This window comes from Burkholderia sp. 22PA0106, from assembly GCF_047497155.1.
Taxonomy (GTDB): domain Bacteria; phylum Pseudomonadota; class Gammaproteobacteria; order Burkholderiales; family Burkholderiaceae; genus Burkholderia.
The window spans coordinates 2,243,064-2,259,785 of sequence record NZ_CP163162.1 but is presented as its reverse complement, the minus strand read 5'-3'; the positions used below and the strand labels follow the sequence as shown (position 1 = coordinate 2,259,785).

General features: G+C 68.5%; 15 protein-coding genes. 6 read left to right on the top strand and 9 right to left on the bottom strand.

From position 1 onward, the window contains the following. Positions 1-2 precede the first annotated feature (2 nt). Positions 3-701: an O-methyltransferase gene (locus tag AB4850_RS09615; protein ID WP_414439588.1), complete on the bottom strand. Its 699-nt coding sequence runs from the start codon at positions 699-701 to the stop codon at positions 3-5. Positions 702-871: 170 nt separating this feature from the next. Between AB4850_RS09615 and AB4850_RS09610 the strand changes: the two genes are divergently transcribed. Continuing rightward, on the top strand, positions 872-1,708 hold the full coding sequence (locus AB4850_RS09610) for an AraC family transcriptional regulator (RefSeq protein ID WP_414439587.1): 837 nt from the start codon (positions 872-874) through the stop codon (positions 1,706-1,708). A 25-nt stretch (positions 1,709-1,733) separates the two neighbouring features. Here the strand turns inward: AB4850_RS09610 and AB4850_RS09605 are convergent, their stop codons facing one another. Further along, positions 1,734-3,545: a peptidoglycan D,D-transpeptidase FtsI family protein gene (locus tag AB4850_RS09605; protein WP_414439586.1), complete on the bottom strand. Its 1,812-nt coding sequence runs from the start codon at positions 3,543-3,545 to the stop codon at positions 1,734-1,736. Positions 3,546-3,695: 150 nt separating this feature from the next. Beyond that, positions 3,696-4,988 carry an aspartate carbamoyltransferase gene (locus tag AB4850_RS09600; RefSeq protein ID WP_414439585.1) on the bottom strand — a complete coding sequence of 431 codons (1,293 nt, stop codon included), beginning with the start codon at positions 4,986-4,988 and terminating at the stop codon, positions 3,696-3,698. 265 nt (positions 4,989-5,253) lie between these two features. Between AB4850_RS09600 and AB4850_RS09595 the strand changes: the two genes are divergently transcribed. Continuing rightward, the gene (locus AB4850_RS09595; protein ID WP_042627551.1) at positions 5,254-5,388 is read left to right on the top strand and encodes an entericidin A/B family lipoprotein; all 135 of its coding nucleotides are present in this window, start codon (positions 5,254-5,256) and stop codon (positions 5,386-5,388) included. Between the two features lie 98 nt (positions 5,389-5,486). Here the strand turns inward: AB4850_RS09595 and AB4850_RS09590 are convergent, their stop codons facing one another. Further along, positions 5,487-6,485, bottom strand: a complete 999-nt coding sequence (locus tag AB4850_RS09590) for a LysR family transcriptional regulator (protein ID WP_414441996.1) — start codon at positions 6,483-6,485, stop codon at positions 5,487-5,489. Positions 6,486-6,624: 139 nt separating this feature from the next. Between AB4850_RS09590 and AB4850_RS09585 the strand changes: the two genes are divergently transcribed. Continuing rightward, positions 6,625-8,910: an NADP-dependent malic enzyme gene (locus AB4850_RS09585; protein WP_414439584.1), complete on the top strand. Its 2,286-nt coding sequence runs from the start codon at positions 6,625-6,627 to the stop codon at positions 8,908-8,910. Between the two features lie 82 nt (positions 8,911-8,992). On the opposite strand, the gene AB4850_RS09580 is transcribed toward AB4850_RS09585, so the two are convergent. Next, on the bottom strand, positions 8,993-10,327 hold the full coding sequence (locus AB4850_RS09580) for a carotenoid oxygenase family protein (protein ID WP_414439583.1): 1,335 nt from the start codon (positions 10,325-10,327) through the stop codon (positions 8,993-8,995). Positions 10,328-10,525: 198 nt separating this feature from the next. Between AB4850_RS09580 and AB4850_RS09575 the strand changes: the two genes are divergently transcribed. Together AB4850_RS09575 and AB4850_RS09570 are read left to right on the top strand one after the other, a co-directional pair. Next, positions 10,526-11,437 carry a LysR substrate-binding domain-containing protein gene (locus tag AB4850_RS09575; protein WP_414439582.1) on the top strand — a complete coding sequence of 304 codons (912 nt, stop codon included), beginning with the start codon at positions 10,526-10,528 and terminating at the stop codon, positions 11,435-11,437. A gap of 14 nt (positions 11,438-11,451) precedes the next feature. Continuing rightward, positions 11,452-12,042, top strand: coding sequence for a hypothetical protein (locus AB4850_RS09570; protein WP_414439581.1), 591 nt, complete (start codon positions 11,452-11,454; stop codon positions 12,040-12,042). Positions 12,043-12,068: 26 nt separating this feature from the next. Here AB4850_RS09570 and AB4850_RS09565 read toward each other — a convergent pair whose 3' ends face one another. From AB4850_RS09565 to AB4850_RS09550, 4 genes are all read right to left on the bottom strand, one after another. Next, the gene (locus AB4850_RS09565) at positions 12,069-12,941 is read right to left on the bottom strand and encodes a DMT family transporter (RefSeq protein ID WP_414439580.1); all 873 of its coding nucleotides are present in this window, start codon (positions 12,939-12,941) and stop codon (positions 12,069-12,071) included. Positions 12,942-13,179: 238 nt separating this feature from the next. Further along, positions 13,180-14,241 (bottom strand): alkene reductase, encoded by a 1,062-nt coding sequence (locus AB4850_RS09560; RefSeq protein WP_414439579.1) that lies wholly within the window; start codon positions 14,239-14,241, stop codon positions 13,180-13,182. A 48-nt stretch (positions 14,242-14,289) separates the two neighbouring features. Next, the gene (locus AB4850_RS09555; protein ID WP_414439578.1) at positions 14,290-14,598 is read right to left on the bottom strand and encodes an ArsR/SmtB family transcription factor; all 309 of its coding nucleotides are present in this window, start codon (positions 14,596-14,598) and stop codon (positions 14,290-14,292) included. 184 nt (positions 14,599-14,782) lie between these two features. Next, positions 14,783-15,502, bottom strand: coding sequence for a type 1 glutamine amidotransferase domain-containing protein (locus AB4850_RS09550; protein WP_414439577.1), 720 nt, complete (start codon positions 15,500-15,502; stop codon positions 14,783-14,785). 231 nt (positions 15,503-15,733) lie between these two features. Here AB4850_RS09550 and AB4850_RS09545 point away from each other — a divergent pair, with 231 nt between their 5' ends. Continuing rightward, positions 15,734-16,651, top strand: a complete 918-nt coding sequence (locus AB4850_RS09545) for a LysR family transcriptional regulator (protein ID WP_414439576.1) — start codon at positions 15,734-15,736, stop codon at positions 16,649-16,651. Positions 16,652-16,722: the final 71 nt, after the last annotated feature.

Genomic DNA, 16,722 nt, shown 5'->3' with positions numbered 1-16,722 from the left:
CTTCAACGCGTCACCACCGACATCTCGTTCCCGCGCCCCGGGCTGATCGGAATCGGCTGCGACAGATACCCGTTCGCCGGATCGCGAACGTAGTCCAGATACACGTTGCCATGCTCGAACGCATTCTCCGCGAGAATCAGCGCGCCGCTTTTCAGCCTGGGTTCGAGCAGCTTCAACACCGGCAGATACAGGCTGAACGCACCGTCGAGCAGCACCAGGTCGATGTCGCCCGGCAGGTCGGCGAGCGTCTCGCGCGCGTCGCCCACGCGAATCTCGACCCGCTCGGCCAGGCCGGCCGCTTCCAGGTTGGCGCGCGCACGGGCGGCCTTGCTCGGTTCCAGCTCGGTGCCGATCACGCGGCCGCCGCCCATGTCGTGCAGCGCCGCGGCCAGATAGACGGTGGAGACGCCCATCGACGTGCCGAATTCGACGATCCGCTGCGCGTTGGCGGCGCGCGCGCATTGATACAGGAAGCGCCCGTACTCGGGCGCGACGTTCAGGAAGTTGTCGGCGTAGCCGCGATAGAAGCCGCGCAGGTCGCGGCTTTCTTCGGCGAAATGCTCGGCCACGGCGTCGGCCAGGCGCTGCTCGCTGTGGTCCGTGCCGCTGAACTGCGCCATCAGGGCCGCGTCGGCCTGCTCGGCTTCCGCCAGCATCCGCTGCAAGGTCTGGGCGACGCGCCCGCTGCTCAATGAATTCATGATGTGATCCGCGCTGAAAGGGTCCGGGATGGGGAGACGGCAGGCGCGGCCGGGCTGCCGCGCCATGCATCCGTCACCACCCGTAGGCATGCTAAGTCAATGCCGGCTTGGCGGCATCGGGGAATATGGCCAGAATATGTGGAATTCCTGCCAATCCTGGAAACCACGTCATGCCGGTTGTCAGCCCCACCTCCGATCCCGCCGAATGGCTCGATCCCGACGACGTGCCGCGCCCGCTGGTGACGGTGGGCGCGGCCGGCATCGACATGAAGCAGCTCGATGAAAAGGCGCTCGCCGTGTATCGCGACCGCAAGGAAATGGGCTTCCACCATCATCGCAAGGGCGAACTGCTGTTGACGATGCGCGGCGTGCTGACCTGCGAGGTGGACGGTGGCCTGTGGATCGTGCCGCCGCACAGCGCGATCTGGGTGCCGGGCGGCGTGGTGCACAAGTTCGTGGCGGCGGGGCGGCTCGAATGCTATGTGGCGTTCGTCGAGCCGGGTGCGGCGTCCGATCTGCCGCAGGCGTGCTGCGCGCTGTCCACCACGCCGTTGCTGCGCGAGCTGCTGATCCGCTCGGCCAGCCTGCCGGTGCTGTATCCGGAAGGCGGCATGGCATCGCATCTGGTCACGCTGCTGCTCGACGAAATCGCGATCGCGCCGCTCGGCAACCTGCATCTGCCGATGCCGTCCGACCCGCGGCTGCGCGGCATCGTCGACATGATCACGGCCGAGCCGGCCGAGCGCGGCACGATGGAAAGCTGGGCGCGGCGCGTGGGCATGAGCGAGCGCACGCTGGCCCGCGCGCTCGCGGCGCAAACCGGCATGAGCTTCGGCCGCTGGCGGCAGCAGCTTCATCTGATGCTGGCGGTGCAGTGGCTGGGGGCGGGGAAATCGGTGCAGCAGGTGGCCGACGAACTGGGCTACGAGAGCGCCAGCAGTTTCGTGTCGATGTTCCGCCGCAAGCTTGGTTCGCCGCCGGCGCGTTACATGGCGGAGCGGGCGTAGCGCGACGCGGAAAAGATCGAGCGGCTCAGGAGCGCGCGCCGGGTGCGGCCGGCTTCGGAGCCGGCTTCATAGTCTGCTTCATAGCCGGCTTCGCGACGCCCCCGGGCTTGACGGCATCGGCGGCCACCGGCGCATCGGGTGGCACGCCGAGCAGTTGCAGCGTCCCGCCCATCACCGACGAGAACACCGGCCCGGCCACGGTGCCGCCGTAATAGCCCTTGCCGCCCGGTTCGTCGATCATCACGGCGACGATCACGCGCGGCTGGCTCATCGGCGCCATGCCGGCGAACAGCGCGCGGTATTTGCCCTGCGCGTACGAGGCGCCGACCTGCTTGCGCGCGGTGCCGGTCTTGCCGCCGATCCGGTAGCCGTCCACGCGCGCGGCGCGGCCGGTGCCGCCTTCGTCCACGGCCATCTCCAGCATCGAGCGAATCGCGGCGGCGGTTTCCGGGCGCGTGACGCGATGGCCCTGCTGCGCGGCGGACTGGTCGTCGCGCAGCAGCCGCACCGGGTGGATCGTGCCGTCGCCCGCGTAGGCGGTGTACATCTGCGCGATCTGCAACAGCGACATCGACAGCCCGTAACCGTACGCCATGGTGGCCTGCTCGATCGGCCGCCAGCGCTGCCACGCGCGCAGCCGCCCCGACGCCACGCCGGGGAACGTCAGCTCCGGCGCATGGCCGATGCCGTATTCCTGGTACTTGTCCCAGATGGTTTGCGCGGGCAGGTTCAGCGCGAGCTTGGCGAGCGCGACGTTGCTCGATTTCTGCAACGCCTGCGAGACGGTCAGCGTGCCGTGGTTCGAGGTGTCGTGGATCACGGCGGGGCCGATCTTCCAGGTGCCGGGCGAGGTGTCGATGAGGGTTTGCGGGCGCACCTTGCCGGCGTCGATCGACAGCGCGACCACCAGCGGCTTGACGGTCGAGCCCGGCTCGAACGTGTCGATCACGGCGCGGTTGCGCAACTGCGCGCCGGTCAGGCGGCTGCGGTCGTTCGGGTCGAACGTGGGGTAGTTGGCGAGTGCGAGGATCTCGCCGCTCTGCGCGTCGAGCACCACCACGCTGCCGGCCTGCGCGTGATTGGCGACCACCGCCGCCTTCAGTTGCGAGTAGGCCAGTTGCTGCACGCGGCGGTCGACCGTCAGTTCGACGGTGGCGCCATGCTGCGCGGGCACCAGCGGATGCGTATCGGAAATGATCCGGCCGAGCCGGTCGCGGATCACCTCGCGCTGGCCCGCCGTGCCGAGCAACTGCCCGTTGGCGGCCAGCTCGACGCCTTCCTGGCCGCTGTCTTCCACGTTGGTGAAGCCCACCACGTGCGCGGCCGATTCGCCCTCGGGGTAGAAGCGCTTCGAATCGGCGATCTGCGTGAGGCCGGCGAGATCGAGCTTGTCGATGCGCGCGGCGGTGTCCGGATCGACCTGGCGCTTGAGCAGCACGAACTGCTTGTCGCTGCCGAGCCGGCGCCGGAGGTCGGCTTCGGGCAGCTCGAGCAGCCTGGCGAGCGGCCCGTAGGCCACCGGATCGACCTGCTTCGGGTCGGCCCAGATCTCGAAACTGGTCAGGCTGACGGCGAGCATCGCGCCGTTGCGGTCGACGATCTTGCCGCGCATCGCATCGAGTTCGATGGTGCGCTGGTAGCGCTTCTCGCCCTGGCCGATATAGAAATCCTGATTCGCCACCTGCACCCAGAACGCCCGGCCGATCAGCGCGGCGAATGCGAGAGTGATCACGATGAGGACGAATTTCGAGCGCCACATCGGCAGCCGCGACCCGAGCATCGGGCTGCGCGAGACGGCGACATAGGCGTCGCATTTCGTCTTCTTTTTCAAGGACATGGGCGGTGGTGACGGATTTATCTATGACATTTGAAAGAAATGACAGGCAAATTGTAATGAAAGTCCGGGCAGGTCGCGATAAAAAGCGCGAGAAGCCGTATGGGGCAGGGTTTTCGGGGAGACGGCGGGCGCGGCGCGCCCGCCGCCGTCTCAGTCGATCCCGTGGAACACCGCATCCTCCGGCCCGAGATGCACGGGTGCGCGCCAGGTGGCGTCGCGCATCGAGTGCTGCACCAGATGATCGACGCCGAGCAGCACCGCGAAGATCGCCATGCGCACCGGAATCCCGTTGTCGGTCTGGCGGAAGATCGCGAGCCGCGGGTCGCGGTTCAGGTCGGTGGACAGGTCGTTCGCGCCGGGCCGGCTGTCGCGCGGCAGCGGATGCATGATCAGCGTGTCGGGCTTGCAGACGGCATCCATCAGCGCCTGGTTGATCTGGAAATCGGGCGTGTAGCCCTCGAACGATTCGTCGGTGAAGCGCTCCTTCTGGATGCGCGTGGCGTACACCACGTCCGCGCCGGCCAGCCCCGTGGCCAGGTCGGCGGTCTCCTCGATCACGTGGCCGTTCTTCGAGATCTGCTCGACGATGTAGCGCGGCATGTCGAGCGTGGGCGGCGCGACCAGCGTGAAGCGGATGCCGCGATACAGCGCCAGCAGCTTGACCAGCGAGTGCACGGTGCGGCCGTACTTGAGGTCGCCGACGAACGCGATGTGCGAGCCGTCGACGATCTTGCCGAGCCGCGAGAACTCGCGCTGGATCGTGTAGAGATCGAGCAGCGCCTGGCTCGGATGCTCGCCGGGGCCGTCGCCGCCGTTGATGACGGGCAGGTTGATGGCGCGCGCGAACTCGGCCACCGAGCCTTGCTCGGGGTGGCGGATCACGAGCGCATCCACGTAGCCGGCCATCACGCGGCTGGTGTCGTGGATCGATTCGCCCTTGGCCATCGACGAGAACGTGAAGCCGGTGGTGTCGCACACCGAGCCGCCGAGCCGGCAGAACGCCGCGCCGAACGACACGCGGGTGCGCGTGCTGGCCTCGAAAAACAGGTTGCCGAGCACCGCGCCTTCGAGCACGCGCGAGATCTTGCGGCGGCGCGCGATCGGCTGCATGACGTCGGCCACGCGAAACAGCGCCTCGACCGAATCGCGCGAGAACTGGTCGACCGACAGCAACTGCGGGCGGCCTTCGTAGAGGATCTGGCTCGACAGCGGTGACGATTCTACGCTCTGCGTATAGCCCGCCTCGTCGCTGCCGCGCGAGACGATTTCCGTCACGTAGCGCTCGACGATCTCGGGCATCGAGCGCGATTCCTGCGAATCGTCGGGCAGCAGCCAGGTGTCGAGCGCGCGGCGCGTCACGCCGATGCGGTTGGCGAATGCCTCGCGGGTCATGTTCAGGCGGCGCATGGCGTCGCGCAGGAAGGCTTGCTGGGGTACGGTCATGGCGGCCTCGGTCTCGAAAATATACGCGGTGCGTATAATAGTTGGCCGTTGGCCAAAGTCAAGCCGTATCGATGCAGGGGCGGATGGACGCGCGGCGTGCCGCCGCTGCTGTACCGTGCCCGCTACGTCCCCGCAATCATTTGCTGGCGGCGCCGTGCGGCATTTGTATAATCGGGACCGTCCCCCGCCTCGTCAGGGGTGGAGGCCGTTCGACACGGTACGATGTGCCCGCCCCGCGCGGGCTTGACTTCCTAGGAGACTCACCATGACGCGTTCGATTGCTGCTGTTCTGCTGGTTCTGACGGCTGCGCTCGCCGGTTGCAATACGATTGCCGGTGCAGGGCAGGACATTTCGAGCGGCGGCAACGCCATCTCGAACACGGCTGAAAAGGCCAAGTAAATTCGACGCGCCGCGCCTTCGGGGCGCGGGCCGAGAAGTGCGACGGGCTGCCGGTCAGGCAGCCCGTCGTCGTTTACGGCGCGGCGCTGAGCGGGCCGTCAGGTTTCGTCGTGGTCCGCGCGCACGGGCGCGGCGGCGCGGCTGGCCTCGGTTTCCTGGTAGTGCGAGCGCAGTGCCCGGGCCAGCAGCGTATCGACCTCGCGCGGCGCGCCGTCGCGCGTCAGGATGGCCACCGGCGGCAAGGTCCAGTCGAGCGTGTACGGGACGATCGCCACGCCGGCGATATGCACGAGTTCCTCGGCGATGTCGGCCGGCACGATCGACACGGCGTTCTCGTTGGAGGCGATGATTTCGCCGATCAGCCGCGACGAATAGCTTTCGACGATCGGCACGGGCGGCGACGCGCCCGCGCGCAGGAACAGGTCGGAAATCTGCTCGCGGATCGGCGTGTGCGGCGCGCCGAGGATCCAGTCGAGCTCCACCAGCTTCTGCCAGTCGAGCTTGCTGCGCGCGAGCCGCGCGGCCAGCCGGCGGCTCGCGATCAGCCGGGGCTTCTGCTGATAGACCACCTCGAAATGCAGCTCCGACAGATCGACCGTGGAGGTGGCGCGCGCGATCACCACGTCGAGCTGATGCTCGCGCAACTGCGCGATCAGCGTTTCGCTGGTGCCTTCGTGGATCGTCATGGTCAGCCGCTGCGGCACCTCGGCCTGGGTCTGGCGGATCGCGGCGGCCAGCGTGCGGCCCGAAATGAACGGGATCACGCCGACATGGATGCGCGTGGCATGGCCGGCCACCACGGCCTCGATGTCGCGCGTCAGGTGGTCGAGATCGTGCAGCATGGCCTGCGCGCGGGCCAGCACCACCTTGCCGAGCAGGGTGGGCGTCATGCCGCGCGGGGTGCGGTCGAACAGCGGGCCGCCGAACATGCTCTCCAGCTCGGACAGCGCATTGGTGACGGCCGGCTGGCTGCTCGCCATCTGTTCGGCGACGCGCGTGAGCGACCCGTGCTGGCGGATCTGCAGCAGCAGAATCAGGTGGCGGATCTTCAGGCGGGTGCTGAGCCGCCGGATTACTTCTTCCGTATCGAAGGCCACGTTGCCGGCTTCCTGGTCATCATGAAAATGTGATGCGCCCATACTAATTCAAAATAGGACGCCGTTTGCGGCTGCCTAGAATCGTTTCCTCGTACTGCCCGCCGGGATCCGCCCGGCGCACCTAGACCGAGTGGAGACGATGAACAAGACCGACCGCCAAGCCGCCCTGGAATACCACCAGTTCCCGACGCCCGGCAAGATTTCCGTCACCGCGAGCAAGCCGCTCGCGACCCAGCGCGACCTCGCGCTCGCCTACACGCCCGGCGTGGCGGTGGCCTGCGAGGAGATCGTCGAGAACCCCGCCAACGCGTTCAACTACACGAGCCGCGGCAACCTGGTCGGCGTGATCACCAACGGCACGGCGGTGCTCGGCCTCGGCAACATCGGCGCGCTGGCGTCGAAGCCGGTCATGGAAGGCAAGGCGGTGCTGTTCAAGAAGTTCGCCGGGATCGACGTGTTCGACATCGAGATCACCGAAACCGATCCGGACAAGCTGGTCGACATCATCGCCAGCCTGGAAGCCACGTTCGGCGGCATCAACCTCGAGGACATCAAGGCGCCCGAGTGCTTCACGGTCGAGCGCAAGCTGCGCGAACGGATGAAGATCCCGGTCTTCCACGACGACCAGCACGGCACCGCGATCACCGTCAGCGCCGCGTTCATCAACGGCCTGAAGGTGGTCGGCAAGGACATCAAGCAGGTCAAGGTGGTCACCTCGGGCGCCGGCGCGGCCGCGCTGGCCTGCCTCGACCTGATGGTCGACCTGGGCCTGCCGCTCGAGAACATCTGGGCGACCGACATCGAAGGCGTGGTCTACCAGGGCCGCACCACGCTGATGGACCCGGACAAGGCGCGCTTCGCGCAGGACACCTCGGCCCGCACGCTGAGCGACGTGATCGAGGGCGCCGACGTGTTCCTCGGCCTGTCGGCCGGCAACGTGCTGAGCGCCGAGATGCTGAAGAAGATGGCGCCGAAGCCGCTGATCCTCGCGCTCGCGAACCCGACGCCGGAAATCTTCCCGGAACTCGCCCACGCAACGCGCGACGACGTGGTGATCGCCACCGGCCGTTCGGACTTCCCGAACCAGGTCAACAACGTGCTGTGCTTCCCGTACATCTTCCGCGGCGCGCTCGACGTGGGCGCCACCACCATCACGCGGAACATGGAAATCGCCGCCGTGCACGCGATCGCCGGGCTGGCCGAGGAAGAAGCGAACGAGGCCGTGGCCGCCGCCTACGGCGCCTACGACCTGTCGTTCGGGCCGCAATACCTGATTCCGAAGCCGTTCGATTCGCGCCTGATCCTGCGTATTGCACCGGCCGTCGCGAAGGCCGCGATCGAAGACGGCGTGGCCACGCGCCCGATCGCCGATTTCGACGCCTACACGGACCAGCTCCAGCAGTTCGTCTATCACTCCGGCGCGTTCATGAAGCCGCTGTTCTCGTCGGCCAAGCAATTCGTGCGCGACGGCGCCAAGTCGCGCATCGTGTTCGCCGAGGGCGAGGAAGAGCGCGTGCTGCGCGCCGTGCAGGTGGTGGTCGACGAGAAGCTGGCGCGCCCGATCCTGATCGGCCGCCCCGAAGTGCTGCTCGCGCGCATCGAGAAATTCGGCCTGCGCCTGCGCCTGGGCGAGGATGTCGAGGTCACCAACCCCGAGTACGACGAACGCTTCCACCAGTACTGGACGACCTACTGGGACATGCGCTGCCGCGACGGCATCACCAAGGAAATGGCGCGCGTCGAGATGCGCCGCCGCCTGACGCTGATCGGCGCGACGATGGTCAAGCTCGGCGACGCGGACGGCATGGTGTGCGGCACGGTGGGCCGGTATCACGACCACCTGCGCTTCGTCGACGAGGTGATCGGCAAGCAGCCCGGCGCGAACACCTACGCGGCGATGAACATCCTGCTGCTCGACAAGCGCACCGTGGCGTTGGTCGACACGCACGTCAACGACAATCCGGACGCTGAACAGATCGCCGAATTCACGATCGCCGCGGCCTCGCAGATGGCCTGGCTGAACCTGCAACCGAAGGTGGCGCTGCTGTCGCGCTCGAACTTCGGCTCGGGCAGCTCGGCGTCGGGCTCGAAGATGCGCGAGGTGCTGGAGCGGGTGCGCGAACAGGCGCCGGATCTGGAAATCGAAGGCGAAATGCACGGTGACTGCGCGCTCGACGAGGCGCTGCGCTCGCGGATTCTGCCGCACTCGCGCCTGAAGGGCGAGGCGAACCTGCTGGTGTGCCCGAACGTGGACGCCGGCAACATCGCCTACAACCTGCTGAAGACCAGCGCCGGCAGCAACGTGGCGGTGGGGCCGTTCCTGCTGGGCGTCAACGCGCCGGTCAACGTGCTGACCTCCAGCTCGACGGTGCGCCGGATCGTCAACATGGCCGCGCTGACGGTGCTGCAGGCCAACCGCGACTGACCGCCGCGAGATAGCGGCCGACTTGGCCGCTTCGATGGCAATGACACAACGCCCGGTGCGCACAGCGCCGGGCGTTGTCGTTTCAGGCGTGGTTCGGCAGCCATGCGCCATGGAAGCCGGCCGGAATCCGCACCGGCAGATGCACGCTCGCCACCGGCCCCGCGTCGAGCCGCTCGGCATCGAGGATCACCACGTCGCTGGTCGCGCTGGCCGCGCGGTAGACGCAGGCCAGCACCCAGCCGTGCGCGTCGCCCTGGCCGCCGGCGCGCGGCACGAACACCGGCTCGCTGTTCTGGTCGCCGGGCGGCACTGCATGGCGCACGATCGCACCGGTCTTCACGTCGAGCCGCACGATGCCGCGCATCTCGTCCACGTTGGGTTGCTCGGCCGCGTAGCAGAAGCGGTACGGGCGGCCGGTCAGGCGCGGGTCGATACGCGGCAGTTCCATCGCCACGCCGGACAGCGGCCCTTCCTCCACCTCGCCGCTATCGAGATCGAACGTGTAGCGCCACGGCACGCCGGGCGGGTTCGCGTCGAACGCAGCGCCGCCGGGCGCGAGGCGCAGGAAATACGGATAGCGGATCGCATCGAGCACGATCGTCGAGGCATCGGCGTCGCAGGCGTTGATCGTGTGCTGGATGAAGCACGGCGCGATCTCGATCCAGCGCGGCGCGCCGCCGCCGCGCGCGACGATGCCGATCCGCGCGGGGCGGCTGTCGTCCCAGCGCAGCGGCATGCGGTGGCCGCGTTGCAGCATCGCGAAATCGTAGATCACGTTCAGATCGGGCAGCAGGCTGTGCGTCGCCGTGATCGCCAGATCGTGAATCATCGCCGCGCGCGGCAGGTCGATCGGCTGATCGACGCGCGTCGCGCCGTCCGTGCCGGCCACCTGATAGCGCAGATAGGGCGGCGCCCAATGCGCGCGGAATCCGATCAGCTCGTCCGTGCGCGGATCGTGCTTCGGATGCGCGTTGGTGCCGTCGATAAACGCGGGGTGGCGGCGCGGGCCGCCGAGCGTGTCGAGCGTCGGCCCGATTTCGAGTGGAATGCCGCCTTCGGCCAGTGCCAGCGTGATGCCCGCATGGTGGATCAGGTTGACGTTCGGATTGGTGTCGAACGCCTCGGCGGCGCGTTCGGGCGCGTTGCATTCGGCCCAGCGGCGGGTGCGCAGCCAGCGGTTGCGGTAGCCGGTGGCGCGGCCGTTCGCGAAGCCGACCGAATGCAGCATCGCCGCCTCCGGCCACCACGACAGCAGGTCCTGGCCGGCGAAGCGGCCGTCGAGCGGGTTCGGGCCGTTGCGTACCAACTGGCCGTTCAGGTCGGGCGGGATCGTGCCGGTCACGCGCAGCTCGGCGAGATCGGATTCGTGGGAAACCGGCGCGAGCGCGCCGGCGTTGAGATCGAACGGGGAGGGCATCGGGCAGGTTCCATGGGCCGCTCGGGCGGCGAAGGATCGTATTTATATCCGGGTGTAAATTAACTGTCAATATTATCCGGGTATAAATAATGAACCGGTGCGTGCGCGCCGCTGTCGCATCCGGCGCGGCGCTGACGGATAATTCGCGCTCACCCTGCCTTGTTCGTTATCCCTGTTCTCTGCGGAGATTCCACCTTCATGAGTTCGTCGCTGCCGCTTGCCGCGTTGCATACCTTCGTCGAGGTGGTGCGCGCGGGCAGCATGAAGCAGGCCGCCGAGGCGCTGTGCGTGTCGCCGGGCGCGGTCAGCCAGCAGATCCGCAACCTGGAGGAGCGGCTGGCGATGCCGCTGTTCGTGCGCGGCGCGCGCGAACTGACGCCGACCGATGCCGCGCGTGCTTTCTACGCGCGCATCGCGCCGCAGTTTCTCGAGATCGGCGGCGCGTGGGATGCGCTGCGCGGCGAACCGGGCCGCGGCGCGCGCCTGAACGTGACCACTACCGCGTCGTTCGCCGGCAACTGGCTGATTCCGCGCCTGGCCGCGTTCCAGGCCGCGTACCCCGAACTCGACATCGAGATCGACAGCGGCGCTGCGCTGGTGGATTTGCGGCGCGGCCATGCCGACATCGCGATCCGCCATGGCCTCGGCGATTACCCCGGCCATGCGGTCTGGCCATTGTGGGCGCCCGAGCTGTGGCCGGTGTGCAGCCCGGCGCTGCTCGACTCGTCGCGCCCGGTGCACGAGCCGGCCGATTGCCTTGCGTATGCGCTGTTGCAGGATGCCGACCGCGCCGACTGGACCTTGTGGCTGCGCGCGTTCGGCACCGAGGATGCGCGCGCCTCGCGCGGCACGCGCTACAGCGACGACACGCTGCTGATTCGCGCCGCGCTGGCCGGGCAGGGGATCGCGCTGGTGCGCGACGTGTATGCGCGCGACGACGTGGCCGCCGGGCGGCTCGTGCGCGTGATCGAGCGGCCGTGGCCGACCCGCTTTGCCTATTACGCCGTGTGCGATGCGGCGCGACGCGACGAATGGAAGATCGTCGCGTTTCGCGAGTGGCTCCAGCAGGTCAGCGAGCCGGCGGGCGAGCCATCCAACCGAATATCCTGAAGGAATCCTGAATCATGTCCGAACGTTTCAATATCCCCATCGTCCTGAGCCGCGCGCTGAACCACGAGGAGCGCGTGGCGCTCGCGTTCGCCGTGCGCGACACCTATCTGCCGCTGTTCGGCGAATTCAAGGAAGCGAGCCTGTTCAGCTACGAGACGGAAGAATGGGAAAGCCTGGCCTGGCCCGAAGGCGAGGCGCTGTTGCAGGACCTGGAGCCCGAGCACGAACTGCTGTTCCTGTACGGCGAATGGCTCGGCGAATCGGCCGGCGCGCGCAGTTGCGTGGGCATCGAGGAGAGCGAGTCGGGCAGCCGGATCACGCTGTCGTTCCCGTTGCCGACCGATACGCCGGATGCGCAACTGGAGGCGCATGTGCTGCGTGCGCGCGATCTGGCGGCGCGTTATGCCAGTGCGTTCGTGGTGGCGGGCGGGTGGGAGCTGGAGTGCGAATCCGAGGACGGCATCTCGGATGTCGTGCGCGATTGCTTCTCCAAGAACTCGCTGTGCTCGTGGCTGGCCGCGCCGGCGCTGCTGCTGCCGAAGCTGCCGTCGGATTTCGTCAAGGTTGCGGAGGCCGAGCGGGTGGTGCTGGTGCGGCGCGCGTGAGGCGGATGCAAACGCGAGCGTGAGATTCAGCGCCGCGAGGCCAGCGGCAGCCGGCCGCCGAGCTTGCCCGAGGCCAGCGCCGTGCCGAGCAGGATCACCGCGCAGCCGGCCACGGCTTGCGCCGTGATCGCCTCGCGCAGGAAGATCGCGCCCCACACCAGGCCGAACACCGGAATCAGGAACGTGACCGACGCCGCGTATTGCGCGCCGGCATCCTGAATCAGCCGGAAATACAGCAGATACGCCAGCGCCGTGCACACCGTGCCGAGCAGCGCGACCGACAGCCAGTCGAGAGGCGCGAGCGGCCCGGCCGGCCACAACGGGATGGCCGCCGGCACCAGCACCACGGCCGCGAACACCTGGCTGCCGAACGCCGACACGAACGGCCGGACCTGCGCGAGCGTGCGCTTCGAGTAATTGCCGGCGAAGCCGTACGACAGCGTGGCGAGCAGCGCGGCGGCCACCGCTGGCAGCGTGCCGCCGTGACCGAACTCACCGCCCGCGAGGATCAGCACGCCCACGAAGCCGAGTGCGAGGCCCGCCACCTGCTGGCGCTTCATCGGCGCCCGCAGCCAGACGAACGCGACGATCGCCGTCCACAGCGGCGTGGTGGCGTTGAGGATCGAATCGACGCCGGCCGTCAGCGACAGCGCCGCGAACGTCAGCAGGCAGAACGGCAGCGCGGAGTTCATCACGCCCACCACTGCGAGCGGCCGCCAGTGCGTGCGGAATTCGCGGCGCGCGCCCGCATCGCGCAACACCGGCGCGAGCAGCACGGCCGCGATCGCCACCCGCAGCGCGATCAGCGGCACCACGCCGAAATGCGGCGCGCCCATCCGCATGAACAGGAACGAGGCGCCCCAGATGGCGGCCAGCGTCACGAGCCGGATCGTATTCATCGTTGTGGTTCTCCGCGATGCTTCGTCATGCCGATGGTTGTCGATGACACGATTGGACGCGAACGCGCGGGGGGCGGCAAACGAGTTTGGCTGACGTACGGTTCAGGAAATCTGATTTGACAGGGCGCGCGCCACAGTCAAAACGGCCGCCGTTCGCGCAGCGGAGCGCGAAGCGGCGGCCGTTTTTGTCATGGCGCGTCGAGACGGGGCGGGCGCCCCGTGCCGTGGGCCGTCGGCGTCAGGCGACCTTCGCCAGCGGCGGGTAATCCGTATAGCCCGTTTCGCCTTCGGCATAGAACGTGGACGGCACCGGCGCGTTCAGCTCGGCGCCGATCTCGAAGCGGCGCGGCAGATCCGGGTTCGCGATGAACAGCTTGCCCCAGGCCACGGCATCGGCTTCGCCGGCCGCGAGCGTGGCTTGCGCGCTGTCGAGCGTGAACGCTTCGTTGGCGATGTACGCGCCGCCGAACGCCTGCTTCAGTTGCGGGCCGAGGCGGTTCTCGCCGAGGCTCTCGCGCGCGAAGATGAACGCGATCTTGCGGCGGCCGAGTTCGCGCGCGACGTAGCCGAACGTGGCGGCCGGGTCCGAATCGCCCATCGTGTGGGCGTCGCCGCGCGGCGACAGGTGCACGCCGACGCGCGATGCGCCCCACACGTCGATCGCCGCGTCGGTTGCTTCGAGCAGCAGGCGCGCGCGGTTTTCGATCGAGCCGCCGTAGGCGTCGGTGCGATGGTTGGTGCTGTCCTGCAGGAACTGGTCCGGCAGATAGCCGTTCGCGCCGTGGATTTCCACGCCGTCGAAGCCGGCCAGCTTGGCGTTTTCGGCGCCCTTGCGATAGGCCGCGATGACGCCGGGAATTTCGTCGAGTTCGAGCGCACGCGGCGTGACGAAGGCGCGCTCCGGGCGCACCAGGCTGACGTTGCCGCCGGCCGCGATCGCGCTGGGCGCCACCGGCAGGTCGCCGTTCAGGAAGATCGGGTCCGACACGCGGCCCACGTGCCACAACTGCATGACGATGCGTCCGCCCGCGTCGTGCACGGCCTTCGTCACGAGCTTCCAGCCCTCGACCTGTTCGTCGGACCAGATGCCGGGCGTGTCGGCGTAACCGACGCCCTGCGGCGTGACCGAGGTGGCCTCGGTCAGGATCAGGCCCGCGGAGGCGCGCTCCGCGTAGTAGCGCGCCATCAGCGCGTTCGGCACGCGAGCGCTGCCGGCGCGGGCGCGCGTGAGCGGCGCCATCACGATGCGGTTCGGCAGCGTCAGGTCGCCCGCGACGAGCGGATCGAACAGGGTGGGCATGGAGGACTCCTTATCGAATGAAGGTGGGCCGGTGCGGCGGCATTGCCGTCACAGGCTGGTCTGCAACTGATCGACGAAGGCCTGGATCGCCGCCTCGTTGCGGCGGAAGAACACCCATTGCCCGACCCGCGAGGATTCCACCAGCCCGGCGCGTTGCAGCGTCGAGAGATGGGCCGACACGGTCGATTGCGACAAGCCGCAGCGCGCGTCGATCTGGCCGGCGCACACACCGTCGCGGAACGAGGCGTGTTCGGCCTGTTCCGGGAAATGCCGGGGCGGATCCTTGAGCCACGCGAGAATCTCGCGGCGGACCGGGTTGGCAAGCGCCTTGTGGATCGCGTCGAAATCGAGCGTCATGAGTCGTGCGGGTGAACGGCGGGACCCGATTGTATCGTCGTCGGGGATCGACTATATCGGAATATCGCGATATATAGAAATTCCCCTGATCGATGGGCGGGTATCGGCACCTCGGTGGTGCGGGGGCGCGTGTCGGCCGCGCCCCGGCATGCCGCTGCGGCGGGCGCGGCTGGTTGGACAGGGCTCAGTGCGCTGCCGTTTCCCGGGCCAGCAGCTCCAGCACGGCGCGGGCGGCCGCGTCGGCCGACGCCGGGTTCTGGCCGGTGACGAGATTGCCGTCCACCACCACGTGCGGCCCCCACGGCGCGCCCGCCTCGAACGCCGCGCCGGCCGCGCGCAGGCGGTCCTCCAGCAGCCACGGTGCGTTGGCGGCGAGGCCGACCTGGGTTTCCTCGTCGTTGGTGAACGCGGTCAGGCGGCGGCCCTTGAAGGCCCAGCCCGCTGCGTCGCCGGCGGCCAGGAAGCTGGCCTGCCCGTGGCACACGGCCGCCACCACCTTGCGCGGATCGGCGAGCGCGGTGGACAGCGCGCGGCCCACGCTTTCGTTGACGGCCAGGTCCTGCATCGGGCCGTGTCCGCCCGGCACGAACACGGCGTCGAACGCGGCGGCGTCGAGCGCCTCGATGCGTTGCGGCGAGGCCAGCGCGGCGGCATGCTGCGCGAGATGCGCGCGGATCGCGTCGACCTTGGCGGTGTCGCCGTGATTGGCCTGCGCGGACAGGCTCAGTTCGTCCACCGTGGCCGGCGCGCCGCCCGGCGTGGCCAGCGTGACGTCGACGCCGGCCGCCAGCAGGACCTGGTGCGGCACGACGAATTCCTCGCCCCAGAAGCCGGTCGGGCGTTGCGAGCCGTCGCGTTGGGTCCACGCGGTGGCGCTGGTCAGGATCATCAGAACGGAAGGCATGGTGTTTTCCTTGAGTGAGACGTTTGGTACTGCATACGAATACGAAGTGCTTTCGGGCGGGCGGCGCGCGGGGCACAGGCCTTTCTGCGATACTTTCCGGCGCCTGCCGCGCCCCGCGGGCGGCTTGTCGGATCGACAGCGCCGAGTGTGACGGCGTCGCGCGGGCAAATAAATGAACTTCCGGCGAATTTGGAATTCCTCCAGACGGAATTCCCGCCAACGGGATCACGCATGAATCGATTCGAAGCGCTGCGCATGTTCTGCGTGGCGGCGGAAAGCCCCAATTTTCGCGACGCGGCCGTCAGGCTCGGCGTCTCGCCGCAGGTCATCACCCGTTGCATTCAGCAACTGGAGGAGAACCTGGGCGAATTGCTGTTTCATCGCAGCACGCGCGGCGTGCGCCTGACGCATTTCGGCGAGCAACTGGCAAGGCGCAGCGCCGAGGCGATCGCGCAGGTCGACGGCCTGTTCGCGACCGAGCCGCAGCTCGCGCACGACGAGCCGGCCGGCCTCGTGCGGATCGCCGCGCCGGGCGCGGTGGGGCGCCGCTTCATCGCGCCCGGCCTCGCGCCGCTGCTGGCCGCGCATCGCGGGCTGGTGGTCGACCTGCGCTTGTCGGAGGTGCTGGCGGACGTGGTGGACGAGCAGATCGACGTCGGCGTGCGGATCGGGCCGATGCGCGACAGCCGTTTCGTCGCGAAGGCGGTGTCGAAGGCCGCGCTGCATATCGTTGCCGCGCCGGCGTTCCTCGCGCGCGCCGCTGCGCCGGCCGACAAGGACGCATTGCTGCAGGCGCCGCTGACGGTGCTGATCGACCGCAACACGGGCCGGCCATGGCCGTGGCTGTTCGCCGACGGCGAGCAGAGCGTGCCGGCGCGGCCGGTGTGGGTGGCCGACGATCCCGAGGCGGAATTCGAGGCGGTGCTGGCCGGCGTCGGCATCGGCCAACTGCCGGGGCATCTCGCGTTGCCGATGCTGCGCGAGGGGCGATTGGTGCCCTTGCTCGAGCACCTGCGCCCGCCGCCTTCCACGCTGTACGTCTATCGCGCGCAGCGCACGCCGGTGCCGGCGCGGGTTCGGCTCGTGTTCGATGCGTTGTGCGAACTGCTTGCCGATTGCGAAGGGGCGTTCGACGGGCGTGGCGGGTGAGCGATGCGAATGGCGTTGTGGTGTCGATTACGACGCCATGATGGAAATTCAGGATGTCGAACTGTGGGCCG